Source organism: Acidovorax sp. GW460-11-11-14-LB4 (assembly GCF_059423685.1).
In genome coordinates this window covers 1-24972 of the sequence record NZ_JBWKYJ010000002.1, presented here as the reverse complement: position 1 = coordinate 24972, position 24972 = coordinate 1, and the positions used below count along the sequence as shown (strand labels likewise).

Annotated in this window: 22 protein-coding genes and 1 pseudogene; 1 reads left to right on the top strand and 22 read right to left on the bottom strand. The window is 62.4% G+C overall.

Going from position 1 to position 24972, the window contains the following annotated elements; all coding sequences use genetic code 11:
* Positions 1–12: 12 nt before the first annotated feature.
* Positions 13–237, bottom strand: coding sequence for a CopG family transcriptional regulator (locus tag AC07X4_RS01630; RefSeq protein WP_069103652.1), 225 nt, complete (start codon positions 235–237; stop codon positions 13–15).
* A 60-nt stretch (positions 238–297) separates the two neighbouring features.
* Positions 298–1752: pseudogene (locus AC07X4_RS01625) on the bottom strand (aminotransferase-like domain-containing protein).
* A gap of 151 nt (positions 1753–1903) precedes the next feature.
* Between AC07X4_RS01625 and AC07X4_RS01620 the strand changes: the two are divergent.
* Positions 1904–2335: a DUF2917 domain-containing protein gene (locus AC07X4_RS01620; protein ID WP_099732211.1), complete on the top strand. Its 432-nt coding sequence runs from the start codon at positions 1904–1906 to the stop codon at positions 2333–2335.
* Here AC07X4_RS01620 and hisD read toward each other — a convergent pair.
* The 20 genes from hisD to AC07X4_RS01520 form a co-directional block, all read right to left on the bottom strand.
* A complete protein-coding gene (gene hisD, locus AC07X4_RS01615) occupies positions 2322–3704 on the bottom strand; it encodes a histidinol dehydrogenase (RefSeq protein WP_494739030.1) in 1383 nt (460 codons plus the stop codon). The genes AC07X4_RS01620 and hisD overlap by 14 nt on opposite strands.
* Positions 3705–3726: 22 nt before the next feature.
* Positions 3727–4386: an ATP phosphoribosyltransferase gene (gene hisG, locus AC07X4_RS01610; protein ID WP_233584296.1), complete on the bottom strand. Its 660-nt coding sequence runs from the start codon at positions 4384–4386 to the stop codon at positions 3727–3729.
* Positions 4383–5657, bottom strand: coding sequence for a UDP-N-acetylglucosamine 1-carboxyvinyltransferase (gene murA / locus AC07X4_RS01605; protein ID WP_494739029.1), 1275 nt, complete (start codon positions 5655–5657; stop codon positions 4383–4385). Before murA ends, hisG begins: the two co-directional genes overlap by 4 nt.
* Positions 5658–5753: 96 nt before the next feature.
* Positions 5754–5996, bottom strand: a complete 243-nt coding sequence (locus tag AC07X4_RS01600; protein WP_015012677.1) for a BolA family protein — start codon at positions 5994–5996, stop codon at positions 5754–5756.
* 104 nt (positions 5997–6100) lie between these two features.
* Positions 6101–6856: an ABC transporter permease gene (locus AC07X4_RS01595; protein ID WP_056060224.1), complete on the bottom strand. Its 756-nt coding sequence runs from the start codon at positions 6854–6856 to the stop codon at positions 6101–6103.
* On the bottom strand, positions 6853–7878 hold the full coding sequence (locus AC07X4_RS01590) for an ABC transporter ATP-binding protein (protein ID WP_494739028.1): 1026 nt from the start codon (positions 7876–7878) through the stop codon (positions 6853–6855). Before AC07X4_RS01590 ends, AC07X4_RS01595 begins: the two co-directional genes overlap by 4 nt.
* Before the next feature lie 133 nt (positions 7879–8011).
* Positions 8012–8284: an STAS domain-containing protein gene (locus AC07X4_RS01585; RefSeq protein ID WP_291445503.1), complete on the bottom strand. Its 273-nt coding sequence runs from the start codon at positions 8282–8284 to the stop codon at positions 8012–8014.
* 13 nt (positions 8285–8297) lie between these two features.
* Positions 8298–8945, bottom strand: a complete 648-nt coding sequence (locus AC07X4_RS01580; protein WP_494739111.1) for an MlaC/ttg2D family ABC transporter substrate-binding protein — start codon at positions 8943–8945, stop codon at positions 8298–8300.
* Positions 8946–9101: 156 nt separating this feature from the next.
* Positions 9102–9848 (bottom strand): MlaA family lipoprotein, encoded by a 747-nt coding sequence (locus AC07X4_RS01575; RefSeq protein WP_056060218.1) that lies wholly within the window; start codon positions 9846–9848, stop codon positions 9102–9104.
* Positions 9849–9898: 50 nt separating this feature from the next.
* Positions 9899–10387, bottom strand: a complete 489-nt coding sequence (mlaD, locus tag AC07X4_RS01570; RefSeq protein ID WP_056060215.1) for an outer membrane lipid asymmetry maintenance protein MlaD — start codon at positions 10385–10387, stop codon at positions 9899–9901.
* Between the two features lie 35 nt (positions 10388–10422).
* Complete coding sequence (gene mlaE / locus AC07X4_RS01565) at positions 10423–11205, bottom strand: lipid asymmetry maintenance ABC transporter permease subunit MlaE (RefSeq protein WP_146869878.1); 783 nt, start codon at positions 11203–11205, stop codon at positions 10423–10425.
* On the bottom strand, positions 11202–12020 hold the full coding sequence (locus AC07X4_RS01560; protein WP_146869879.1) for an ABC transporter ATP-binding protein: 819 nt from the start codon (positions 12018–12020) through the stop codon (positions 11202–11204). The genes mlaE and AC07X4_RS01560 overlap by 4 nt, the downstream gene beginning before the upstream one ends.
* 299 nt (positions 12021–12319) lie before the next feature.
* Positions 12320–13798, bottom strand: a complete 1479-nt coding sequence (locus tag AC07X4_RS01555) for a glutamate synthase subunit beta (protein ID WP_056060207.1) — start codon at positions 13796–13798, stop codon at positions 12320–12322.
* Between the two features lie 47 nt (positions 13799–13845).
* On the bottom strand, positions 13846–18579 hold the full coding sequence (locus AC07X4_RS01550; protein WP_494739027.1) for a glutamate synthase-related protein: 4734 nt from the start codon (positions 18577–18579) through the stop codon (positions 13846–13848).
* A gap of 161 nt (positions 18580–18740) precedes the next feature.
* Entirely contained in the window at positions 18741–19457 is a 717-nt protein-coding gene (locus AC07X4_RS01545) for an REP-associated tyrosine transposase (RefSeq protein ID WP_056747245.1), read from the bottom strand.
* A 148-nt stretch (positions 19458–19605) separates the two neighbouring features.
* On the bottom strand, positions 19606–20541 hold the full coding sequence (locus AC07X4_RS01540; protein ID WP_494739026.1) for a class I SAM-dependent methyltransferase: 936 nt from the start codon (positions 20539–20541) through the stop codon (positions 19606–19608).
* Positions 20538–21200 carry a DUF1415 domain-containing protein gene (locus AC07X4_RS01535; RefSeq protein WP_494739025.1) on the bottom strand — a complete coding sequence of 221 codons (663 nt, stop codon included), beginning with the start codon at positions 21198–21200 and terminating at the stop codon, positions 20538–20540. Before AC07X4_RS01535 ends, AC07X4_RS01540 begins: the two co-directional genes overlap by 4 nt.
* A 273-nt stretch (positions 21201–21473) precedes the next feature.
* Positions 21474–22646 (bottom strand): deoxyguanosinetriphosphate triphosphohydrolase, encoded by a 1173-nt coding sequence (locus AC07X4_RS01530; protein ID WP_494739110.1) that lies wholly within the window; start codon positions 22644–22646, stop codon positions 21474–21476.
* A gap of 69 nt (positions 22647–22715) precedes the next feature.
* The gene (gene aroB, locus AC07X4_RS01525) at positions 22716–23807 is read right to left on the bottom strand and encodes a 3-dehydroquinate synthase (protein ID WP_440597487.1); all 1092 of its coding nucleotides are present in this window, start codon (positions 23805–23807) and stop codon (positions 22716–22718) included.
* Between the two features lie 83 nt (positions 23808–23890).
* Positions 23891–24972, bottom strand: a 1082-nt coding sequence (locus AC07X4_RS01520) for a 3-phosphoshikimate 1-carboxyvinyltransferase (protein ID WP_494739024.1), incomplete at its 5' end; no start/stop codon positions are given.

The following is a 24972-nucleotide window of genomic DNA, read 5'->3' as shown; positions in this document are numbered from 1 at the left end:
GTTTTGCCCCGTTCAGCGCAGAAACAGGGTCTCGCGCGGCACATAGGGCCCGCTCGAAGCACCCCAGCTTTCAAAACTCAGCGCCTCGCGCATGGCCTGGGCATAGGCGTCTTCCTGGCGCATCTTTTCGGCCAGCCATTCACCGAGCAGGCGGGACACGCTGCTGCCGCGCTTGGCGGCTTCCACGCGCACCCATTCGGCAACGGTGTCGTCCATGGTAACGGTGATGTTTTTCATGGGTTAAATATTACACGAACTTCGTGCGCCACGAATTTCGTGTTGATTAAAACACCACATTCAAGCCGCCTTGCGCTGTGCCCCGCTTTGCAGCATCTGGCACGCCATGTCACCCACGGTGCGCAGCGCCTCCAGGTGGGCGGGCGTCCAGTCGCCTCCCACGCCGATGCGCAGGCAGTTGCGGAACCGTCCGCTGGCGCTGAACACCGTGCCGGGTGCGATCAGGATCTGCCGGGCCAGGCAGGCCTCGTGCAGTTGCACCGAATCGAGCGCGCGCGGCAGCTCCAGCCAAAGCAGCAGGCCGCCGGGCGGGTCACTCACGCGGGTACCCTGCGGGAAGTGCGCGGCAATCACATGGCGCACCTCGTCCATGCGCGCCGCCACGGCCGCGCGCAGCTGGCGCATGGCGGCGGCGTGGCCCGCCTGGGTGATGAGATCGGCCAGGGCCAGTTCCAGCACGGCGGACTGGCCGCCCGCCTGCAGGTCCTTGATGGCGCGCAGCTTGTCGGCCCAGCGGCCGGCCTCCAGCCAGCCCAGGCGCAGGCCCGGCGCCAGCGTCTTGGAGAACGAGTCGCACAGCATCACATGGCCGGTGGTGTCGTAGGACTTGACGGTGCGGCGCATCTAGTCCACCTCGACCAGGTCGTTGTAGATCGCGTCCTCGATCACCGCCATGTCGTACCGCGCCGCCATCTGCACCAAGCGCTTGCGCTCGGCCTGGGGCATGCAGCTGCCCAGCGGGTTGCTGAGCGTGGGCACCACCATCACCGCCTTGACGGGCTGGGTGTCCAACGCCAGTTGCAGCGCATCCAGCGAGAGGCCGTTGCGCGGGTGGGTGGGAATCTCCAGCGCCTTGAGGTGCAGACCCTGCAGCACCTCCAGAAACGAAAAATGCGTGGGCGACTCCAGAGCCACCACGTCGCCCGGCTGCGTCACCGCGCGCAGGCACAGCGCAATGCTGTCCATGCAGCCTCCGGTGATCACGATGTTCTCGGGGTCCAGGCTGCAGCCCAGGCTGACGGCATAGCGCGCCAGGGCGCGGCGCGCGTCCTCATGGCCCGACGAACCGGGGTAGGTGCACAGCAGGTTGCGGTGGCGCTGCGCGGCTCGCACCACGGCGCGGCGCACGCGGTCAGGGTTGAACAGCTCGGGGCCAGGCGTGCCGCTGCTGTACGAAATGATGTCCACCGGCTGGTTGCGCCCCAGGATGCGCTGGCCCAGCCAATCCACCGACACCTCGCGGGGGCGGCGCATCGGGCGCGGCGTGCTGGGCTCGGGCAGGCTCACCGGCCGCGCCGCCACAAAAAAGCCGGAGCGCGGGCGCGCGGTGATCAGGCGCGCATCTTCGAGCCAGTGGTAGGCCTGCACCACCGTGGTCTGCGCCACGCCGTGCTGGCGCGCCAGCTCACGCACCGAGGGCAGCTTTTCGCCGCGCGCCAGGGTGCCGTTGCGGATCAGCTGCGCAAGCTGTTCGGCGATTTGAAGGTACAGCGGGGGTGCGTCATCGGTGGCCATGCTGCATTCTGTACTGGCATCTTGGCCGGCAGACAGTACAGAGACTGCCCAGTGCGTACAGTACAGATGGGCCGGTTCGCTGTTCTGTACTGGGCCAGATCGCACGCACCTGTGGCTGGTGGCCCACGGCAGCTGGCCGCACAGTGAAGGCATGAACACGCTGCACACCCCCACCCCACCGTCGCCCACGCTGCCCACCCAGCCTGCGGTGCCCCTCACCCTGCAATGGAAGCGCCAGCCCCTGCCGCCGCTGCAGGCCGTCCAGGTGCTGGACTTCCGCGCGGGCGAGATCGCCCTGCTCGAAGTCGAACAGGGCCGCGTCTGGGTGACCTGTGATGGTCTGCTGGAGGATTATTTTCTGGAGGCTGGACAGCGCCTGTCGTTCGCCGGACCGGTGCGGCTGCGCGTCAGCGCCGAAGGCCACCGGCCAGCACGGCTCAACTGGGCGCAGCACCGGGCAGTGGAAGGCGCCGCGTATCCGCCAGCGCCCTCTACAACCGCAGCGCCGGCCGCACCCCCTCAGCCCAGGACAGCAGCCCCCACGCAGGGCGCCCTGCCCCGGGGTGCCATCAGCGCGGCTTGACGGGCGTGGTCAGCCGCATCTCTGCGGCTTGTGCGTGGGCCTGCAGGCCCTCGCCATAGGCCAGCTCGGCGGCAATGGTACCCAGCACCTGGGCACCGGCCTCGCTCACCTCGATGAGGCTGCTGCGTTTCTGGAAGTCGTACACGCCCAGCGGCGACGAGAAGCGCGCCGTGCCGCTGGTGGGCAGCACGTGGTTGGGGCCTGCGCAGTAGTCGCCCAGGCTTTCGGAGGTGTAGGCCCCCAGGAAGATCGCGCCCGCGTGGCGCAGCAGCGGCTCCCAGCGGTGTGGGTCGGTGCTGCTCACTTCCAGGTGTTCCGGTGCGATGCGGTTGCTGATCGCGCAGGCTTCTTCCATGTCCCTGGTGAGGATCAGCGCGCCGCGGCCGGTGAGGCTCTTGGCGATGATCTCGGCGCGCGGCATGGTAGGCAGCAGGCGGTCGATCTCGCGCTGCACGGCGTCGAGGTAGGCGGCGTCGGGGCACAGCAGGATGCTCTGCGCCAGCTCGTCATGCTCGGCCTGGCTGAAGAGATCCATCGCCACCCAGTCGGGCGGCGTGGTGCCATCGGCCAGCACCAGGATTTCGCTCGGGCCCGCGATCATGTCGATGCCCACGGTGCCGAACACCCGCTTCTTGGCGCTGGCCACGTAGGCGTTGCCGGGGCCGGTGATCTTGTCCACCTTGGGCACGGTCTCCGTTCCATACGCCAGCGCAGCCACGGCCTGGGCGCCGCCGATGGTGAAGGCACGGGTCACACCGGCCACGTAGGCGGCTGCCAGCACCAGCTCGTTGCGCTCGCCCTTCGTCGAGGTGCCCTCGCCCGTTCCGCCGGTTGCCACGCTGCCGCGCACGGGCGTGGGCACAACCATGATGATTTCCTGCACACCCGCCACATGGGCCGGGATGGCGTTCATCAGCAGGCTCGACGGGTAGGCGGCCTTGCCGCCGGGCACGTAGATGCCCACACGGTCCAGCGGCGTGACCTTCTGGCCCAGCAGCGTGCCGTCTTCGTCGCGGTAGCTCCAGCTCTCGCCCGAGGCCTTCTTCTGCGCTTCGTGGTAGCTGCGCACGCGCTTCGCTGCAGCCTGCAGGGCGTCGCGCTGAGCCTGTGGAATGGCGTCGAACGCGGCCTTGAAGTCGGCCTGGGTCAGCTCCAGCGCGGCCATGTTGGGGGCGCTGAGGCCGTCGAAGCGGGCGGTGTACTCCAGCACCGCCGCGTCGCCGCGCTTTTGCACGTCGGCCAGGATGTCGGCCACGCGCTGCTCAATGGCCGCGTCGGTGTCGGCAGACCAATGCAGGCGGGCTGCAAAATCAGCCTCAAAAGTGGCCGCAGCGGTGGACAGACGGGCGGGAGCAGCTACCAAAGTCATAGTGTCAGTCGTTGGGTGGAGGTCAGTTCTTTTCGGCCGGTATGGCCGAAGCAAACGCATCGATGATGCGGCGCAGTGGCGCCTGCTTGAGCTTGAGCGCGGCCTGGTTCACGACCAGGTAGGAGCTGATGTCCATGATGCGCTCCACTTCGATGAGGTTGTTGGCCTTGAGGGTGTTGCCGGTGGAGACCAGGTCCACGATCGCATCGGCCAGGCCCGTGAGCGGCGCCAGTTCCATGCTGCCGTAGAGCTTGACCATGTCCACGTGCACGCCCTTGCTCGCAAAAAAGTCGCGCGCAATGCCGGTGTACTTGGTGGCGACCTTGAGGCGCGAGCCCTGCTTGACGGCCTGGGCGTAGTCGAAGTCATTGCGAACGGCCACGCTCACGCGGCACTTGGCAATGCGCAGGTCCAGCGGCTGGTACAGGCCCTGGCCGCCGTGCTCGATGAGCGTGTCCTTGCCAGTCACGCCGATGTCGGCGCCGCCGTATTCCACATAGGTGGGAACGTCGGTGGCGCGCACCAGCACCACGCGCACATTGGGCTGGTTGGTGGGGAGGATGAGCTTGCGCGATTTTTCGGGGTCTTCGAGCACCTCGATGCCTGCAGCGGCCAGCAGCGGCAGGGTTTCGTCAAAGATGCGGCCCTTGGAAAGCGCCAGGGTGATCATGTTGCTGCTCATGCTTTTACTCGTTCGATGTCGGCGCCAATGCCGCGCAGTTTGGCTTCCATGCAGTCGTAGCCGCGGTCCAGGTGGTAGATGCGGTCCACCACGGTTTCGCCGTCGGCCACCAGGCCGGCAATGACGAGGCTGGCCGATGCACGCAGGTCGGTGGCCATCACGGTGGCGCCGGACAGGCGGGGCACTCCTTCGATGACCGCCACCTTGCCATCCACCTGGATTTTGGCGCCCAGGCGAACCAGCTCGTTGACGTGCATGAAACGGTTTTCAAAAATCGTCTCGGTCACCGTGGCCGTGCCCTGGGCGATGCAGTTGAGCGCCATGAACTGGGCCTGCATGTCAGTAGGGAACCCGGGGTACTCCGTGGTGCGAAAGCCCTGGGCCTTGAGCGTGGCGCCGCCGGCGGTTTGCACACGGATGCCGCCCTCGACCGCCTGCACGGTAGCACCGGCCTCGCGCAGCTTTTCGATCACGGCGTCGAGGTGGTCGGCGCGGCCATGGCGCAGCACCACATCACCGCCCGTGGCGGCCACAGCGCACAGGAAGGTGCCGGCCTCGATGCGGTCGGCCACCACGCGGTGGGTGCAGCCGTGCAGCTGGTCCACGCCCTGGATGCGGATGCGGCTGGTGCCGTGGCCTTCGATCTTCGCGCCCATGGCGATCAGCATCTCGGCCAGGTCCGAAATCTCGGGCTCTTGCGCGGCGTTTTCCAGCACCGTCTCGCCCTCGGCCAGCGCAGCGGCCATGAGGAAGTTCTCGGTGCCCGTCACCGTGACCATGTCGGTGGTGATGCGCGCGCCCTTCAGGCGCTTCCAGCCCACGGGCAGCTTGGCGATCATGTAGCCGTGCTCGACCACGATCTCGGCGCCCATGGCGGCCAGGCCCTTGATGTGCTGGTCCACCGGGCGCGAGCCGATGGCGCAACCACCGGGCAGCGACACTGTGGCCTCGCCAAAGCGCGCCAGCAGCGGGCCCAGGGCCAGCACGGAAGCGCGCATGGTCTTGACGAGCTCGTAGGGCGCCTCGGGCGTGCTCAGCGCGCTGGCGTTGATGCGCACCGTGCCGTCATCGGCCCGCTCCGCCGCCACACCCATGTTGCGGATCAGCTTGAGCATGGTGCTCACGTCCTGCAGCTGGGGCACGTTGAGCAGTGTCACGGGCTCGGCCGTGAGCAGGGCGGCGCACAACTCCGGCAAGGCGGCGTTCTTGGCGCCGGAGACCAGCACCTCGCCTTGCAAGCTGCGTCCGCCGCGAATCAGGAGTTTGTCCATCTCAAATCACCAAAATAGGGGTCAAAAGTGCTGCATGCGCTAGTGGAACATGCGCCAGCAGCTATCAAAAAGTGAGTTCTAGTGGGTATGCAGGCGCTACTGCGCCTGGGCGGCCCATTCGGCCGGGGTGAAGGTCTTCATCGACAGCGCGTGCACTTCGTCGGTGTGCATTTTCGCGCCCAGCGTGGCGTACACGCGCTGGTGGCGCTGGATGGCGCGCTTGCCCTCGAACTCGGCCGAGACGATGGTCGCGTACCAGTGGCGGCCGTCGCCTTCGAGCGTGATGTGTTCGCAGGCCAGGCCAGCGGTGATGATGTCTTTGAGTTGGTCAGCGGTCATGGTGGGGCGCTCTGGATCAATGAGGACTGACGCAAATCGGGATGCAACAACCGCCTCGCACTGGAGGGGAGCGCTTGCCTGAACCTTGTTTTGCGTAAGTCATGTCAGTTACGGATTTTGTAGCCCGTGCGCAGCAGGTGCACGGCCAGGGCGCTCACGGCCAGCCAGGCGATGCCCACGATGCCCAGGCTGAGCCAGGGCGAGGTGTCGCTCTGGCCGAAGAAGCCGTAGCGGAAGCCGTCGATCATGTAGAAGAACGGGTTGAGGTGGCTCACGGCCTGCCAGAATGGCGGCAGCGACTGGATCGAATAGAACACGCCCGACAGGAAGGTCATGGGCACGATGATGAAGTTCTGGAAAGCGGCCATCTGGTCGAACTTGTCGGCCCAGAGCCCCGCAATCAGCCCCAGCGTGGCCAGCAATGCCGCGCCCAGCAAGGCGAAGGCCAGAATCCACAGCGGCGCAGCAAATTCGGGCCGCGCAAACGCCAGCGTGACGATGAACACACCCAGGCCCACCACCAGCCCGCGCACGATGGACGAGCCCACGTAGGCGCAGAACCAAGCCCAGTGCGACAGCGGCGTGAGCAGCACAAACACCAGGCTACCCATGATCTTGCTCTGGATGATGCTGGACGAGCTGTTGGCAAAGGCGTTCTGCAGCACGCTCATCATCACGAGGCCCGGCACCAGGAACGCGGTGTAGCTGATGCGGTCGTAGACCTTGACGTGGTCTTCGAGCACATGGCCGAAGATCAGCAGGTACAGCACAGCTGTGAGCACCGGGGCGGCGACGGTCTGGAAGCTGACCTTCCAGAAGCGCAACACCTCTTTGTAGAACAGAGTCTGCCAGCCGGTCATCGTTGTGCCCCCACGCTCGGCACTGCCGTGTCCTCGCTGCCCCCCAAGGGGGCCGCGCCTTGCTTGGGGCGGCCCGGTGCGGCGGCGGACGCCACCCCTTCCTGCGGGATGTTGGACGCCGATGTACCGGACATCACCTGCAGGAACACATCCTCCAAATCGGGCCGGCGAATCTCCATGTCCTGCACCTCGACCCCGGCCACGCGCAACGCAGCCAGGTGGTTTTCGATCTCTGCCGCGTCGTGCGCCGGCAACTGGACGATGCGACCGGTGACCCGTGCCACGGCAGCCAGCGCGGGCGGCAGGGCCGTGTCGGTCTTGAACTGCAGCACGCTGCCCGAGGCGGCCTTGAGCAGCTCGCTGGTGCGGTTGAGCGCCACCACCTGCCCCGCCTTGAGCATGGCGATGCGGCCGCACAGGGCCTCGGCTTCTTCGAGGTAGTGGGTGGTGAGCAGCACGGTGTGCCCCTCCTTGTTCAGGCGGGCGATGAAGTGCCACAGCGTCTGGCGCAGTTCTACATCGACACCGGCCGTGGGTTCATCCAAAACGATGATGGGCGGCTTGTGCACCAGCGCCTGTGCGACCAGTACGCGGCGCTTCATGCCGCCCGACAGCTGACGCATGTTGGCGTTGGCCTTGTCGGCCAGGCCCAGGTTTTCGAGCAGCTCGTCGATCCAGGCATCGTTGTTCTTCACGCCGAAGTAGCCGGACTGGATGCGCAGCGCCTCGCGCACGTTGAAAAAGGGGTCGAACACCAGCTCTTGCGGCACGATGCCCAGCTTGCGGCGGGCATCGGCGTACTGGGCCTGCACATCGCTGCCCTGCACCAGCACTCGGCCGCTGGTGGCACGCGCCAGGCCTGCGAGGATGCTGATCAGGGTGGTTTTGCCGGCACCATTGGGCCCCAGGAGCCCGAAGAACTCGCCCTCCTCAATGTCCAGATTGACCTGGTTCAGTGCCTGAAAAGGGCCTTTGGGCGTGGCAAAGGTCTTGGAGATGGCTTGGAAGGAGACTGCGGGCATGAAGCCTTCGATTTTAAGGCCTCAGCCCTCTGCGGGCGGGGCGGCCGCTTCAATGGCCCCTGGCGGGCGCTGTGGGCCCTCCGTTTCATGGCTTGGGGGCAGAGCCACCCGGGACCATGAAAGCTATTTCATATCAAGGTGCGGCGACCAGCAGCGCATCCACCCCATACAACCCTGCCATGCCCGCCAAACCTGCAGGCATGCCTTGCACTGCAAACTGCTTGCCTTCGGACAGGGCTTCACGCCGACATTCGAGCAGCACGGCCAAGGCCGAGGTGTCGAACACCGTCAGCCCATGGGCATCCACCACCACCGTGCTGTCGCGGTGCACCCGCAACCCCTGCTTGAGCATGTGCAGGCAGGCAGTAGCCTGGCGGTGGGTGAGTTCGGGGGGCAGGACCAGCATGGCGAGGGGGCTGTCAGCCCTTGGCAGTGCCCGCATTGGTCTTGTTGCGGGCGGCCAGTGTCTCGATCAGGCCGTCGATGCCCTTGGCATTGATCTCCTGCGCGAACTGGCCCCGGTAGGTTTCCACCAGCCAGACACCCAGCACATTCAGGTTGTAGATCTTCCAGCCTGCGCCATCACCAGGAGTCTTTTCGAGGCGGTAGTCGAGCTGGATGGGGTCGCCCCGGCCCACGATTTCGGTGCGCACCAGCACGTCCTTGTCTTCGGCCGCCGCGCGCAGGGGCTTGACCTGGATGCTCTGGTCATTGACCTGGGCCAGCGCGCCGGCATAGGTGCGCACCAGCAGGATCTTGAACTCGTCCTGCAGGCGTTTTTGCTGCTCGGGCGTGGCCTGGCGCCAGCCGGGGCCGACGGCTGCGGCCGTCATGCGGCGGAAGTTGACGTTGGGCATCACCGTTTTATCGACCAGGGCGATCACCTTGCTCAGGTCCCCGGCCTGGATGGCCTTGTCGGACTTCACCGTGTTGAGCACATCGGCGGAGAGCCGCTTGATCAGCACGTCGGGCGCCTCGTCGGCTGCGAGGGCAGACAACGGCAGGCTCAGCACGGCACTGGCTGCAATGCAAAGGGCGGCACGGCCCAGGGAACGTCGGTTCATCATCTTCTCGGCTTTCATCGGTGCGGGCTTGTGCCCGTCAAATCATTGTGGAGGTGCGGGCCCACTGGCATGCGTCGCAGCGGTTGCGGATTGCAAGCAAGTGCAACAGGGCCAGACCCAGGGCGGCGCATCGGAACATGCACCCCGCCCGGCATGCCATCAGCGCGCAGGAGGTTCCTCGGGCAGCACGCCATTGCTGGCGCCGCCGTCGTCCTTGCCGTCCGCATTCTGTACCTCACCTGCATGGCTGCGTACTTGCAGGTAGACATCACGCGTAAAGCTGTATTTGTCGAGCGCGGCGCTGTCGAGCACCGAGCTGGCGCGCAACAGGTTGGCCCGCGTGTCCACCACGCGCAGGGCATACAACGAGTTGCGGGCGGAGACCGGGTCCACGTAGCTCACCACGTTGCCCTTCATGTCCACCGGCAGCGCGAATGTGTCGCGCACGGTGGAAGGCCCCAGGATGGGCAGCACCAGATACGGGCCAGTACCCACGCCCCAACGCCCCAGGGTCAGGCCGAAGTCCTGCTTGTAGCGGTCGATGCCCAGCTCGCTGGCGATGTCCAGCAAACCACCCAGGCCCATGAACGTGTTCACATTGACCCGCATGAAGCTGGACGCAGCGGCTTCACCGCGCAGCTGCAGCACGTTGTTCACAAACGACCAGACGTCGCCCAGGTTCCCGAAGAAATTGCTGACCCCCGTGCGCACGGGTGCGGGCGTGACCTCCTTGTAGGCCGTCGCCACGGGCTTGAGCACCATGGCATCGACCTGTTCATTGAAGTTGGTCATGCTGCGGTTGTAAGACTCCAGCGGGTCGCGGGGATCAGGGTTGGCCACCGTGGCGCACCCGGTGAGCAGCACAGCCCCCAGCAACAAGGCCAGGCTGGCTGCAAGGCGGGACATCGACAACCTGCCGTCATCAATGCGGGCACGGAGTGTATGGAGTGAATGCATCATTTTTTCCCACCTGTCCCTGCAGGTTTTGCGCCGTCTTCGGCTTTGCTGTAAAGAAATTGTCCGATAAGGTTCTCAAGCACCACCGCCGACTGGGTGGACGTGATCGTGTCTCCCGCCGCCAGATTTTTTTCGTCGGCACCCGCCTCAATTCCGATGTACTGCTCGCCGAGCAGGCCGCTGGTCAGGATCTTGAGGGAGCTGTCCTTGGGGAAGGCGTAGCGGTCTTCCATGGCCAGCGTGACCCGCGCCTGGAAGGTCTTGTCGTCAAAGGTGATGGACTCCACGCGCCCCACCACCACCCCAGCGCTGCGCACCGCCGCCTGGGGCTTGAGACCGCCGATGTTGTCGAACTTGGCGGTGACACGGTAGCCCGAATGGAATTGAAGGCTCAGCAGGTTGGCCGACTGCAGCGCCAGAAACACCAGTGCCACCGCGCCCAGCATCACGAAGAGCCCTACCCACAGATCGTTTTTGGAGCGTTGCATATGTTTGATTCCTAGAACTGCCAGCACCGCCAGCGTCAGATACTGAACATCAGTGCGGTGAGCACGAAGTCCAGTGCCAGCACCGCCAAAGACGCCATGACCACGGTGCGCGTGGTGGCGCGCGACACACCCTCAGGGGTGGGTTTGGCTGCATAGCCCTGCAGCAGCGCCACAAAAGTTACCGTGAAGCCAAAGACCACACTCTTGAGCACGCCGTTGCCCAGGTCTTTCCAGACATCCACCCCGCCCTGCATCTGGCTCCAGAACGCCCCGGGGTCAATGCCGATCATGAGCACCCCGACGATCCAGCCGCCGATGATGCCCACCGCACTGAACACCGCCGCCAGTAGGGGCATGGTGATCACCCCTGCCCAGAAGCGAGGCGCCAGGATGCGCTGCACCGGGTCCACCGCCATCATCTCCATGGCGCTGAGCTGCTCCCCCGCGCGCATGAGGCCAATTTCTGCTGTGAGCGACGTGCCTGCGCGGCCCGCAAACAGCAGCGCCGTGACCACGGGGCCCAGCTCGCGCACAAGACTCAGTGCCACCAGCAAGCCCAGGGCCTCTGACGAGCCATAGCGCTGCAGCGTGTAGTAGCCCTGCAAGCCCAGCACAAACCCCACGAACAGGCCCGACACGGCAATGATGGCCAGCGAATAGTTGCCCAGGAAATGCACCTGGTCGCGCACCAGCGAGGGCCGCGTCAAGGTCGCACCCAGGAGCCGCACCAGCCGCCCAAACAACCGCGCGCCCATGCCAATGTCAGCCAGCTTGTGGCGCACAGCAAAACCGACGTCGGAGGGCTTGTACCAACTCACAGCGCACGTCCTCCTGCAGGTCCGAAATCCTCGGCAACGGCCGGGCCGGGGTAATGGAACGGCACCGGGCCAGTCGGTAGAGCGTTGACAAACTGGTGCACCAGCGGGTCACGGCTGGCGAGGACCTCCTCAGGCGTGCCCTGCGCCGCCACAACGCCTTCGCCCAGGATGATCACATGGTCCGCCAAGCGGAAAGTCTCCTCCAGGTCATGCGACACCACGATGCTGGTGAGGCCCATGGCGTCGTTGAGCTGACGGATCAACTGCGCAGCCGTGCCCAACGAGATGGGGTCCAGGCCCGCAAAGGGTTCGTCGTACATGACCAGTTCTGGGTCCAGCACGATCGCTCGGGCCAGCGCCACGCGGCGCGCCATGCCACCCGATATCTGGCCGGGCATCAGGTCGCGTGCACCACGCAGGCCCACCGCATGCAGCTTCATCAGCACCACATCGCGGATCAGTTCCTCGGACAAATCGGTGTGCTCACGCAGCGGAAAGGCCACGTTCTCAAACACGCTCAGGTCGGTGAACAGCGCCCCGAACTGGAACAACATGCCCATGCGCCGGCGCGCAGCGTACAAGGCCTGCACGTCCATGCGCCCCACTTCCTGACCGTTGACCAACACCTGGCCACTCTGGGCCCTGTGCTGCCCCCCAAGCAGACGCAGCACCGTGGTCTTGCCCCCGCCCGATGCGCCCATCAGCGCCGTGACCTTGCCGCGCGGCACCGCCAGGGTCACGTCGCGCAGGATCACGCGGTCACCGTACGAAAACGTGACGTTGCGCAACTCGGCAAGAAATGTGGACTCGGCCATGCAAGAAATGGATGTCTGATCTGAGGCCTGCCAAAACGACATCCGCCCCCGGAAAATGGAGCGCAGATGGTAGCCGAAGACACAAACATACATTCATGTATGTTTGTAAAGAAAAAGCACAACCGCCAGCGATCCCGACCGAGCGAGACCGAGGCAAGCCCGGATTGACAGAACCCCTGATTGTGCCAACAAAGCGTCCAGAAGGCTGACGCCCGGCCATTGCCCCACCGTCAAAGGCCCCATCAACACAAACGGCGCCCGAAGGCGCCGTTGCTTGGAGGGTGCGAGAAACCGCAGGATCAGCGGGGCAGGTCCGAATATCCCATCAGGAACTCGTCCACCGCACGCGCGGCCTGGCGGCCTTCACGGATGGCCCAAACCACCAGTGACTGACCCCGGCGGATATCGCCCGCCGCAAACACCTTGGGCACGTTGGTGGCATAACCGCCGTCAAAGTCCGTGGTGGCGCGGGCATTGCCTCGGGCATCCTTCTCGACACCGAAGGCCTCCAGCACCGGCGCGACCGGGCTCACAAAACCCATGGCCAGCAACACCAGATCGGCCTGGTAGTGTTTTTCGGTGCCAGGAATCTCGACCAGCTTGCCGTCCTTGAACTCGACCTGCACCGTAGTCAGGCTCTTGACCTTGCCCTTTTCGCCCGTGAACTCCTTGGTGGAGATCGCGAACTCACGCACGCAACCTTCTTCGTGGCTGGAGCTGGTGCGCAGCTTGAGCGGCCAGTAAGGCCACGTCAGGGGGCGGTTTTCCACTTCAGGGGGCTGGGGCATCACCTCGAACTGGGTGACGCTGGCTGCACCATGGCGATTGCTGGTACCCACGCAGTCGCTGCCGGTGTCGCCGCCGCCGATCACGATGACATGTTTGCCCGTCGCCATGATCTGGCCCTTGAGCTTGTCGCCCGCGTTGACCTTGTTCTGCTGGGGCAGGAATTCCATGGCGAAGTGAATACCGTCAAGTTCACGGCCTGGCACAGGCAGGTCGCGCGACTGCTCGGCGCCACCGGTGAGCAGCACGGCGTCAAACTCCTTGTTCAGCTGTTCGGGCGTGACGGTTTCCTTGGCCCAGTTGGTGACTTTGGAATCCTTGCCCAGGCCGTCCTTCGCGGCGCCCACGAATACGCCGGTGCGAATCACCACACCTTCGGCTTCGAGCTGCTTCACGCGGCGGTCGATGTGCGACTTCTCCATCTTGAAGTCGGGGATGCCGTAGCGCAGCAGGCCGCCCACACGGTCGTTTTTCTCGAACAGCGTGACGCTGTGACCAGCGCGGGCCAGTTGCTGCGCAGCCGCCAGACCTGCGGGGCCGGAGCCCACCACAGCCACCTTCTTGCCCGTCTGGTGCTTGGCGGGGCGCGGCTGCACCCAGCCTTCGGCCCAGGCGCGGTCGATGATCGCGTGCTCAATGCTCTTGATGCCCACAGCGTCGTCGTTCACGTTGAGCACACAGGCAGCCTCGCAAGGTGCGGGGCAGATGCGGCCGGTGAACTCAGGGAAGTTGTTGGTGCTGTGCAGCACCTCGATCGCGCTCTTCCAGTCCGCGTGGTACACGAGGTCGTTGAAGTCGGGAATGATGTTGTTCACCGGGCAGCCGTTGTTGCAGAACGGCGTGCCGCAGTCCATGCAGCGCGCGCCTTGCACCTTGGCCTGACTCTCATCGAGCCCGACGACAAATTCCTTGTAATGCTTCAGGCGCTCGGGCACGGGCTTGTAGCCCTCTTCGATGCGCTCGTATTCCATGAAGCCAGTAGTTTTTCCCATGACGATGTCCTTGTCTATGAATGCTGTGCGAAGGGTGTGGCGACGCCTTACTTGGCGGGGGCCACTTCTTTTTTGGTAGCAGCTACCGCTGGTGTAGCGGACTCCTCCAGCACTTTTCGTTCATAAATTTCAGCCAACGCACGCTTGTACTCGGTCGGGAAGACCTTGACGAACTTGCTGCGCGATGCGGCCCAGTTGTCCAGCAGCTCGCGCGCGCGCTTGCTGCCCGTCCAGCGGTTGTGGTCTTCCAGCAGCTTCTTGAGCTGGGCCTCGTCCGTCTGGCCGTTGTGCCAGATCGAGCGGGGGACCGTAGCTTCCTGCTCGGTGGCGGGCAGGATGCGCTCCAGCGTCACCATCGACAGGTTGCAGCGTGTGTCGAACTGTCCGTCTTCGTCGTACACATACGCTACGCCGCCGCTCATGCCTGCTGCAAAGTTGCGGCCGGTCTTGCCGAGCACCACCACCGTACCGCCAGTCATGTACTCGCAGCCATGGTCGCCCGTACCTTCGACGACGGCCGTGGCACCCGACAGACGCACCGCAAAGCGTTCACCGGCCACGCCGCTGAAGAAAGCCTCACCGGTGGTGGCGCCGTACATCACGGTGTTACCCACAATGGTGTTGCGCACCGCCTCACCCCGGAAGTCGATGCTGGGGCGCACGATGACACGGCCACCCGACAGGCCCTTGCCCGTGTAGTCGTTGGCGTCGCCGATCAGGTACAGCGTGATGCCGCGCGTCAGAAACGCGCCGAACGACTGGCCGCCCGTGCCTTCCAGCTGGATGCGGATGGTGTCGTCAGGCAAGCCTTCGGGGTGCACACGGGTGACAGCGCCGGACAGCATCGCGCCGACCGAGCGGTTCACGTTGCGCGCCACCTCGATGAACTGCACGCGCTCACCCTTTTCGATGGCAGGCTTGCTGCGCTCGATGAGCTTGCGGTCCAGTGTGTGCTCGATGTTGTGATCCTGCACGTCCACGTGGAAGCGAGGCACATCGGCGGGCACGTTCGGCTGGGCAAACAGGCGGCTGAAGTCCAGGCCGCGTGCCTTCCAGTGTTCCAGGCCCTGGCGCATGTCGAGCAGGTCGGTGCGGCCGATCAGGTCGTCAAACTTGCGAATGCCCAGCTGGGCCATGATCTGGCGCACTTCTTCGGCGATGAAGAAGAAGTAGTTCACCACATGCTCTGGCTTGCCAGAGAACTTCTTGCGCAGCTCGGGGTCCTGCGTGGCCACGCCCACGGGGCAGGTGTTCAGGTGGCATTTGCGCATCATGATGCAGCCTTCCACCACCAGTGGTGCCGTGGCAAAGCCGAACTCGTCAGCACCCAGCAGTGCGCCGATGGCGACGTCGCGGCCGGTCTTCATCTGGCCGTCGGCCTGCACACGGATGCGGCCGCGCAGGCGGTTCAGCACCAGCGTCTGCTGGGTTTCGGCCAGGCCGATTTCCCATGGGCCGCCCGCGTGCTTGATGGACGACCAGGGCGAAGCGCCCGTGCCGCCGTCGTGCCCAGCGATCACCACGTGGTCGCTCTTGCACTTGGCCACGCCTGCCGCGATAGTGCCCACGCCCACTTCAGACACCAGCTTGACACTGATGCCAGCATGCGGCGCAACGTTCTTCAGATCGTGGATCAGCTGGGCCAGATCTTCGATCGAATAGATGTCGTGGTGCGGCGGTGGCGAAATCAGGCCCACACCCGGCACGCTGTGGCGCAGCTTGCCGATGTAGTTGGACACCTTGCCGCCAGGCAGCTGACCGCCCTCGCCGGGCTTGGCCCCCTGGGCCATCTTGATCTGGATCTGATCGGCGGACGACAGGTACTCCGCCGTCACGCCGAAGCGGCCCGACGCCACCTGCTTGATGCGGCTGCGCAGCGAATCGCCGTCCTGCAGGGGCAGATCGACCTCGACGTTCTCGGCGCCGATCACGCTCTTCAGGGTGTCGCCCTTCTTGATCGGGATGCCCTTGAGTTCGTTGCGGTAGCGTGCCGCGTCCTCGCCACCTTCACCGGTGTTGCTCTTGCCGCCAATGCGGTTCATGGCCACCGCCAGGGTGGCGTGCGCCTCGGTGGAGATGGAGCCCAGCGACATGGCGCCCGTGGCGAAGCGCTTGACGATTTCCTTGGCAGGTTCGACCTCATCAATCGAGATCGCCTTGGACGGATCGATCTTGAACTCGAACAGACCGCGCAGCGTCATATGGCGCTTGCTCTGGTCGTTGATGATCTGTGCGTATTCCTTGTACGTGTTCCAGTTGTTGGCGCGCGTGCTGTGCTGCAGCTTGGCAATCGCGTCAGGTGTCCACATGTGGTCTTCACCACGGGCGCGCCAGGCGTACTCGCCACCGGCGTCCAGCATGGTTTCGAGCACGGGGTCGTCGCCAAACGCGGCCTTGTGCATGCGGATGGCTTCTTCGGCGATCTCGAACACGCCGATGCCTTCCACACGGCTGGCGGTGCCAGTGAAGTACTTGCCCACGGTTTCCGTGTTCAGGCCGATGGCCTCGAACAGCTGGGCGCCGCAGTAGCTCATGTAGGTGCTCACGCCCATCTTGGACATGATCTTGGACAGGCCCTTGCCGATGGCCTTGACGTAGTTGTAGATGGCCTTGTCGGCCGACAGGTCGCCGCCCAGGTCCTTGTGCATTTCGGCCAGGGTTTCCATGGCCAGGTAGGGGTGCACAGCCTCGGCGCCGTAGCCCGCCAGCACGGCGAAGTGGTGCACCTCGCGCGCGGTACCCGTTTCGACCACCAGGCCGGCCGTGGTGCGCAGGCCTGCACCCACCAGGTGCTGATGGATGGCCGACAGCGCCAGCAGCGCGGGGATGGCCACCTGCGTGGCGCTCACGGCGCGGTCGCTGATGATGAGGATGTTGGCACCGCCCTTGATGGCGTCCACCGCCTGCGCGCACAGCGAGGCCAGCTTGGCTTCCACGCCCTCACGGCCCCAACTCAGCGGGTAGGTGATGTCGATGGTCGCGCTCTTGAACTTGCCTTGCGTGTACTTCTCGATGTCGCGCAGCTTGGCCATGTCGGCAAAGTCGAGCACGGGCTGGCTCACTTCGAGCCGCATCGGTGGGTTGACCTGGTTGATGTCCAGCAGGTTGGGCTTGGGGCCGATGAAGCTGTTCAGCGACATCACGATGGCCTCGCGGATCGGGTCGATCGGCGGGTTGGTCACCTGGGCGAACAGCTGCTTGAAGTAGTTGTACAGCGGCTTGTTCTTGCCCGACAGCACGGCCAGCGGGCTGTCGTTGCCCATGGAGCCGATGCCTTCTTCGCCGTTTTTGGCCATGGGGGCCATCAGGAACTTGATGTCTTCCTGGGTGTAGCCAAAGGCCTGCTGGCGATCCAGCAACGGCAGGCCGGCAGCTGCAGGGACTGCGGCGGCTTCGCCCGTCTCGATGCTGTCCAGCTTGATCCGCAGGTTTTCGATCCACTGCTTGTAGGGCTTGGTGTTGACGATGTTGGCTTTCAGCTCGTCGTCGTCGATCATGCGGCCTTGTTCCAGGTCGATCAGGAACATCTTGCCGGGCTGCAAGCGCCACTTGCGCACGATCTTGTTCTCGGGCACAGGCAGCACGCCTGACTCGGAGCCCATGATGACCAGATCGTCGTCGGTGATGCAGTAACGCGAGGGGCGCAGGCCGTTGCGGTCCAGCGTGGCGCCGATCTGGCGGCCGTCGGTGAACACGATGGAGGCCGGGCCGTCCCAAGGCTCTAGCATGGCGGCGTGGTATTCATAGAAAGCACGGCGGCGCTCGTCCATGGTGGTGTGCTGCTCCCAGGGCTCTGGGATCATCATCATCACGGCCTGGCTGATGGGGTAGCCGGCCATGGTCAGCAGTTCGAGGCAGTTGTCGAACGTGGCCGTATCAGACTGGTCGGCGAAGCTGATGGGGTAGAGCTTTTGCAGGTCAGCAGCCAGCACGGGCGATGCCATCACGCCCTCGCGGGCCTTCATCCAGTTGTAGTTGCCCTTGACGGTGTTGATTTCACCGTTGTGCGCCACGTAGCGGTACGGGTGGGCCAGCGGCCATTCGGGGAACGTGTTGGTGGAGAAGCGCTGGTGCACCAGGCCGATGGCCGAGACGCAGCGCTCATCCGACAGGTCTTTGTAGTACACGCCCACCTGGTCGGCCAGCAGCAGGCCCTTGTAAACCACGGTGCGGCTGGACATGGACGGAACGTAGTATTCCTTGCTGTGCTTGAGCTTGAGCGCCTGGATGTTGGCGCTGGCCGTCTTGCGGATCACGTACAGCTTGCGCTCCAGCGCGTCCTGCACGATCACGTCATTGCCACGGCCGATGAACACCTGGCGCAGGATGGGCTCCTTCTTGCGCACGGTGGGGGACATGGGCATGTCCACATTCACCGGCACATCGCGCCAGCCCAGCAGCACCTGGCCTTCGGCCTTGATGGCGCGCTCCATCTCCTGCTCGCAAGCCAGACGCGAGGCATGCTCCTTGGGCAGGAAGATCATGCCCACACCGTATTCGCCAGCCGCTGGCAAGGTCACGCCTTGCTTGGCCATCTCTTCGCGGTACAGCGCGTCAGGGATCTGGATCAGGATGCCGGCGCCGTCGCCCATCAGCGGGTCGGCACCCACCGCGCCACGGTGGTCGATGTTTTCCAGAATCTTCAGAGCCTGCGTCACGATATCGTGGCGCTTGATGCCCTTGATGTGGGCCACAAACCCGAGGCCGCAGGCGTCGTGTTCGTTACCCGATGAATACAAACCGTGTTGTTGCAGATGCTGGATCTCGGCAGCCGTGGTCATGGCGCACTCCTATATTTTTCGCAGGGGAGCCGAGGTTAGTGCATTGCAGCATATTTTGGCAAGCAATTTAATTGGGGTCAGATTCTCATTAAACAAACCAGAACTCACACAAGCATATTATTGGGGACATATTAAAATTAATAGCAATGAGGCCAATAATTTCATGCGCCTCCGTCGGTTTTCGCATGATTTTTTTCCATTCGAGGCCTGCCAGGCATTCCTCGAGTCACGCGTCGCAGGGTCTGCTGTTGCAGGCCCGCAAGAAACTCGGTATCGCCCAAAGCCCAACCGCTGAGCGCCGAGTCGGTCAAAGCCGTTTGCACCGACGCCCCCAGGCCCGCCTGAACCAGTGCGGCATAGGCGGCCTCGCGCGCAAACGGGGTGTTGCCTAAAGCCCAATACAGCGCATGGGGCGTCAACCACCGGTCGTTTCGCAAGCCCAACCAGTGTGCATGGCTGGACCAGGCGTAGTCAGCGGGCTGCTGCACCAATCCGGCCCGTACAGGGTTGAGGTCCAGGTACACCATGCACGCCAGCAAATACCGTTCCGGCTGCAATACCGTGGAACGGTAGCGCCCCTCCCACAAAGTACCAGTGCGGGCATGTCGGCGGTTGAAGTACTGCACATACCGGCGCCCCACCGCCTGCATCATCTGAGGCAGTCCGTCTTGTGAGGCTGGCGTAACCAGCAGGTGAAAGTGGTTATCCATCAGCACATAGGCATGGACGGCCACGGCATATTTCTGCGCGTTGTCCATCAACAGCGCCAGCAGCGCGTCGAAATCTTCCACTCCGTGGAAGATCGGCTGGCGGTTGTTGCCCCGCAGGATGACGTGGTGCAAATGACCCGGCAGGGTCAGGCGTGGCAAACGGGCCATGGGTCTTGATCAGGAATATGGGAGTTACGATCATAGACCTGTCCCCTATTTCTCATCGATGCAAGCTGGCAACGCCCATCTTCCGCCACGAAGATAGCGAGGCGCGTGCTTGATTCTGGCCTGCCCTCGCGCGCCTTTTGGGCACGCGTCAATGCGTAGCCAAGTTCTCCCCTTGGTCTGCCACCACACCGATGCCAAACCGCGCCCCCATGGCGTGTTCCAGGCCAAATTCGCCGAGAAGCGCCCGCAACCGGTCGGCCGCGCTGCGTTTTTTCTGTCCGGTGTAGCGCGCGATGATGAGTTCATTCTTCATGCTGTGCTCCCATCCCACCAGCTCGGTCACAGTGACCTGGTAGCCATTGGCCTCTAGGTACAGGCAGCGCAGCACATTGGTCACCTGGCTGCCGAGTTCGCGGGTGTGCAAGGGGTGACGCCACAGTTCCGCCAGGGGCGTGCGCGCCAACTGCAAGGCCTTGCCTTGGCGCAGGCAGGCTGCCATCTCCGCTTGGCAACAGGGCACCAGAACCATGGCCCGGGCCTTTTTTTGCAGCCCGAAGGCAATCGCGTCGTCAGTGGCGGTGTCGCAAGCATGCAAGGCGGTGACCACATCGATCTGGTCGGGCAACTCACGGGCATCCGCAGACTCGGCCACGGATAGATTGAGAAACGACATCCGCTCAAAATGAAGCCGCTGCGCGAGCACCCGCGACTTCTCTACCAGTTCCGCCCGGGTCTCCACCCCGTAGATACGCCCGTGGCCCAGCGCCCTGAAGTACAGGTCGTACAGGATGAAACCCAGATAGGACTTGCCCGCGCCGTGGTCCGCCAACGTGGGCCCACCGCCTTGGGCGGACAGCTCCGTGAGCAGGGGCTCGATGAAGTTGAACAGGTGGTACACCTGCTTTAGCTTGCGGCGTGAGTCCTGATTGAGACGGCCATCCCGGGTGAGGATGTGCAGTTCCTTGAGCAGCTCTACCGATTGGCCAGGGCGCAGTTCCTGCAGCTCAGCACTCTCGTTCTTGGATTTGCCCGCATCGCGAATTCGCTTGTCGGTCGTCACTGCAGATGGGTTCTTTTTATTCATAAACCGGGGCCTTGTGCTGGCGGATTGTCATCGCTGGCGGCAGTGGCGGCCATGTTCGCACCACCTTTGTCATGAGGGCCCACGTCCAGCGCCAGCCAACCGGCCATGCCCATCTCTTCAAGTACTTCCATGTTGCGCTCAAAGATGGTTTCCGCCTCGGGAAAGACCGACACCGCCCGATCGATGCTGGCCTCGCGCAACAAATGCAGCGTGGGGTATGGAGCGCGATTGGTGCAATTGGTCACGTCGTCCGCGTCGGTGCCGGCGAACTGAAACTGCGGGTGAAAGCTTGCGACCTGCAGCGTGCCCTCCAACCCGAGAACGTGCACCATGTCCTCCACTTCACCAAGAAAGTCATTGAAATCCAGGAAATCCTGCTGGCAATGCGGCATCACCAGCAAGGTGGTGTCCCTGACTTCTGCGGGTGTGTTTGCGAGCGCTTGAAGTTCTTCGCGCAACACCTCCAGCACATCCTTCCCGGTCGTGGCCAAGCTCACCACGTAGTGAATTTGCCCTTTGACATGCACCGACTTAGCAAACGGACAGAGATTCAATCCAATGACGGCCCGCTCCAACCACCGGACAGTGTCCTGGACGTAGGTATCAGTGGATACAAAATGGGGGAGCGCCTTAGCGGCGTTGGTGGAGGAAGATGTCATGGGTGCGCGCAGAAGCGCAAGGATAGAGGTGGGATTTTATCGGTGTGAGTTGTTGGCAGATCTCGCGATAGCGGCGGTCCAATCTGGAAGCCTCATGGACTCCTCAGTGCACGCTCACATCGGCGGGAGGGCAGCGGAGAAAATGAATAGATGCGTAAGCCCACACAGCAAACACGCTTCAGGCGGCCACATCTAACGCAGCCTGAAGTCGCGCTACACCAGCGACTAACCACCCCAAAATCAACGCATCTCGCTCCACCCCGGAACCGGGCGCTATTCCTGCAGCGGTCGGCGCCCTGTCAGGCGCTCATGCTCCCGCACCGCAAAGCGGTCCGTCATCCCGGCAATGAAGTCGGCCACCGCCCGCGCTCTTCCATACCTGTCGCCCTCCAGGGCTCGCGCGGTGAAGGCAGCTTTCATTTCGTGAGGCTGGGCCATATAGGCATCGAACAACTCACGCACGATTTCTTGGGCATGGCCCGTAGTCTCCATGACCCGGGGATGCCGGTACAGATGCTTGAAGAGGAACCGCTTGAGTATGGTAGAGCGCTCGCGCATCTCACCACTGAAGCTCACCAGAACTGGGAGCTTCCGCACCTCATCGGGATGGGCTGGTGCATGCTCGTGCAGCGCGGCTTTTGTGGTGTCAATGACGTCGTACACCTGCGCACTCAGCATCCTCCGTATCGCCTCGTACAACAAGCGGCGCTGCATGGATGGGGTGGAGAGGTCGGGATGCTCCATCTGGGCTGCCGAACGGTACGCATCAAACAAGGGGACTTCTTGCAGCTGCGTCAGAGTAATCAACCCAGAGCGCACGCCGTCATCGATATCGTGTGCGTTGTAAGCAATCTCGTCGGCCAAATTGCACAACTGCGCCTCCAGGCTCGGCCGCTCATTGCGCAGGAAGCGGGCACCAACACCATTGGGCTCCTCGCTCTCCAACTGCAAAGCATGAGTGCGCGAGCAGTGTTTGAGAATCCCTTCTCGGGTCTCGAATGTGAGATTGAGTCCGTCATACAACGGGTATCTTTCTTCCAGCTTGTCCACCACTCGCAAGCTCTGCAAGTTGTGTTCAAAGCCTCCAAAGTCGGCCATGCAGCCATTCAAGGCGTCCTGCCCCGCATGCCCGAACGGGGTATGCCCCAAGTCGTGGGCTAACGAGACGGCCTCAACCAAGTCTTCGTTAATCTGTAGCGACCGTGCGATGGATCGCCCGAGTTGCGCGACTTCTAACGAATGAGTTAGCCGGGTACGAAATAGATCCCCCTCGTGGTTGAGGAAGACTTGTGTCTTGTAGACAAGCCGTCGGAATGCCGTGGAATGGACGATTCGGTCGCGGTCGCGCTGGTATTCAGTTCGAGTGGGCGGCGGACACTCTGAATGACGCCGACCGCGGGTCTGCGCGGGGGCAGATGCGAAGGGCAACAGATCTACGAGCCCAATCACCTTAGTAGCCCCTCATCAAACGGCACCTACGCTTCTCGAAAAAGCAATCCAAGCAACCACAAATATTCACTCGCAGCAGGCATCAATAACTTCACGGACTAAGGAGTCTGGCGCCGAGCGCACAAGTGCTCTACCGGGGCCATCGATCACAACAAACCGGATCTCGCCTGCTTCGGCTTTTTTATCAATCCGCATCAACTCCAAATATCGACCGGCGTTGTCGTTAGCATCTAATACTGGCCCTTTGGTGGGTAAACCAGCAAGCTGGATCAAAGAGATCAGCCGCCGAACAAAGTCAGCGTCTACCAACCCCAAGCGTCGGGAGAGTTCAGCGGCCATGACCATCCCGGCCGAAACGCCCTCTCCATGTAACCAAACACCGTAGCCCATCCCTGCTTCGATGGCATGACCAAAAGTGTGACCAAAGTTCAATATAGCGCGCAAGCCTGACTCCTTCTCATCCTTGCTTACGACCCAAGCTTTGATCTCACAACTACGCTGAACCACATGAGCAAGTGCCGCGGCCTCCTTGGCCATAACTGCGTTCAAGTTTTGCTCCAGCCATTCCATGAAGGCGATATCTGCAATCGGCCCATATTTAATAACCTCAGCTAAACCAGCGCGAAGCTCACGATCAGGCAGAGTACTCAATGTACAAAAATCGCAGATGACCAGTTGAGGCTGGTAAAAAGCCCCTATCATATTTTTCCCCAACGGATGATTAATCGCAGTTTTCCCACCTACCGAAGAGTCAACTTGAGCGAGCAATGTCGTAGGCAACTGTACAAATGGTATACCACGCATATAGGTGGCAGCCGCGAAGCCTGTTAGATCACCAACCACACCGCCACCAAGCGCGAACAGAGTCGTCTTTCGATCACATTGCCAACTCAAAAGTGAGTTAAATATATTGTTTAAAGAATCCCAACTCTTATGAGACTCACCATCTGGCAGCTCGATAACACGAACGTCCTCGAATATTCGAGCTAGAGAGTTTCTTACTCGATCTAAATGATACCCAGCAACAATAACATTTGTGACAATTACAGCAACCCGAAAATCGGAAACAATACCGTTGAGAGACTGAACTAAGTCGATGTTTTCACCCACTAGTATTTCATAAGTTCTATCACCCAAATCAATATTGATCACATTCATATTTTATCACCCATACCAAATTACAGTCACCAAAACAAAAAAGGCCAATATAAAATTGGCCTTTTATTCAGACTACAGCATCATCATGGGCAAACCACAGCGCCGCCATCTTTAATCGTCACTGAAACAGTTTGCTTAACGAGTTTTGAGTCGTAAACGTCGATTGGAATCACCTTATCAGCAGTTACACATCTCGGACCCGTGGTGGAATCAGGAAGGATCGCTGTCAGCGTGTTGGCAGCTACGGAGAGTGTGGTGAAAAAGGCTTTGTCAGCCGGACTCACCAGGGGAGTATAAGGCGCAGTGCCTCCTGCGATCAAATAAGTAAGCGTTGTGGAGGTCGCACTCTTTTCATCCACTGTTTGACTAGCAGGTGAAACCTGCAAAACATTAGTGGTCACAGTAACAGAAACCACCACTGAGGTACCAGCTGCATCCGTAATCTTGATGTCAGATGCACCTTGAGAGACCAGTGATACCGACACAGATGAGCCGGAGATAGTCGCTGTAGCAACAGCGGTGTTAGTTGAACTCACGGTGTACGGAGCCACGCCACCGTTGACAGTCACGGAATTACTGGTACCAGCGGGCCCAGTGATAGAGGCAGGCGAAACCGACATCGTGCCCACCTGCACTGTGGCCGTGACACTCAACGTAGCACCTGCCGCATCAGTGATCAAAATAGTCGCAGTTCCTGCTTTCGGAAGTCCGAGAAGCGTCACCGTAGATCCAGAGATAGATGCGCTGACAGTGCTTGCATCTGAACTGTTAACAGAATATGGACCAACACCACCCCGCACATTGAACTGAAGGGACTGATTTGGCCGCAATGTAACCGCAGTTCCGGCACTGCTGACCAATGGAACCGCTTTGGCGGTCACAGTAATTTTCACTTGCTGAACAGGGAGACTCTCGTCGTACACCGTTAACGTTGAAGTCCCGTCACTATTTCCAGAAATAAATAGTATCCCGTCAGCTGAAAGGAACGCACTAACGGAAGCATCGGAGCTGATTACACCGTAAGGTGCTTTACCGCCACGCACTTCAATATCTGTGGACCCGCTAGCGCCCACAGGCAAACTAATTGCACTTACAGGGGGGTAGACTCTCAAGGTTGCGGATGGACCATTAGGGGTACCACCTCCGCCCCCCCCGCCTCCACAAG

Coding starts and splice junctions, on each gene's coding strand:
- AC07X4_RS01630 (WP_069103652.1), bottom strand. CDS start 237: ATGAAAAACATCACCGTTACCATGGACGACACCGTTGCCGAATGGGTG.
- AC07X4_RS01560 (WP_146869879.1), bottom strand. CDS start 12,020: ATGGCCGAGTCCACATTTCTTGCCGAGTTGCGCAACGTCACGTTTTCG.
- AC07X4_RS01585 (WP_291445503.1), bottom strand. CDS start 8,284: ATGCTGGTCCTGCCCCCCGAACTCACCCACCGCCAGGCTACTGCCTGC.
- AC07X4_RS01595 (WP_056060224.1), bottom strand. CDS start 6,856: ATGACCGGCTGGCAGACTCTGTTCTACAAAGAGGTGTTGCGCTTCTGG.
- AC07X4_RS01590 (WP_494739028.1), bottom strand. CDS start 7,878: ATGCCCGCAGTCTCCTTCCAAGCCATCTCCAAGACCTTTGCCACGCCC.
- AC07X4_RS01540 (WP_494739026.1), bottom strand. CDS start 20,541: ATGAATAAAAAGAACCCATCTGCAGTGACGACCGACAAGCGAATTCGC.
- aroB (WP_440597487.1), bottom strand. CDS start 23,807: ATGAATGTGATCAATATTGATTTGGGTGATAGAACTTATGAAATACTA.
- hisG (WP_233584296.1), bottom strand. CDS start 4,386: ATGAGCAGCAACATGATCACCCTGGCGCTTTCCAAGGGCCGCATCTTT.
- AC07X4_RS01620 (WP_099732211.1), top strand. CDS start 1,904: ATGAACACGCTGCACACCCCCACCCCACCGTCGCCCACGCTGCCCACC.
- AC07X4_RS01600 (WP_015012677.1), bottom strand. CDS start 5,996: ATGACCGCTGACCAACTCAAAGACATCATCACCGCTGGCCTGGCCTGC.
- AC07X4_RS01575 (WP_056060218.1), bottom strand. CDS start 9,848: ATGTCCCGCCTTGCAGCCAGCCTGGCCTTGTTGCTGGGGGCTGTGCTG.
- AC07X4_RS01535 (WP_494739025.1), bottom strand. CDS start 21,200: ATGACATCTTCCTCCACCAACGCCGCTAAGGCGCTCCCCCATTTTGTA.
- murA (WP_494739029.1), bottom strand. CDS start 5,657: ATGGACAAACTCCTGATTCGCGGCGGACGCAGCTTGCAAGGCGAGGTG.
- AC07X4_RS01545 (WP_056747245.1), bottom strand. CDS start 19,457: ATGGCCCGTTTGCCACGCCTGACCCTGCCGGGTCATTTGCACCACGTC.
- mlaD (WP_056060215.1), bottom strand. CDS start 10,387: ATGCAACGCTCCAAAAACGATCTGTGGGTAGGGCTCTTCGTGATGCTG.
- AC07X4_RS01580 (WP_494739111.1), bottom strand. CDS start 8,945: ATGATGAACCGACGTTCCCTGGGCCGTGCCGCCCTTTGCATTGCAGCC.
- AC07X4_RS01555 (WP_056060207.1), bottom strand. CDS start 13,798: ATGGGAAAAACTACTGGCTTCATGGAATACGAGCGCATCGAAGAGGGC.
- hisD (WP_494739030.1), bottom strand. CDS start 3,704: ATGACTTTGGTAGCTGCTCCCGCCCGTCTGTCCACCGCTGCGGCCACT.
- AC07X4_RS01550 (WP_494739027.1), bottom strand. CDS start 18,579: ATGACCACGGCTGCCGAGATCCAGCATCTGCAACAACACGGTTTGTAT.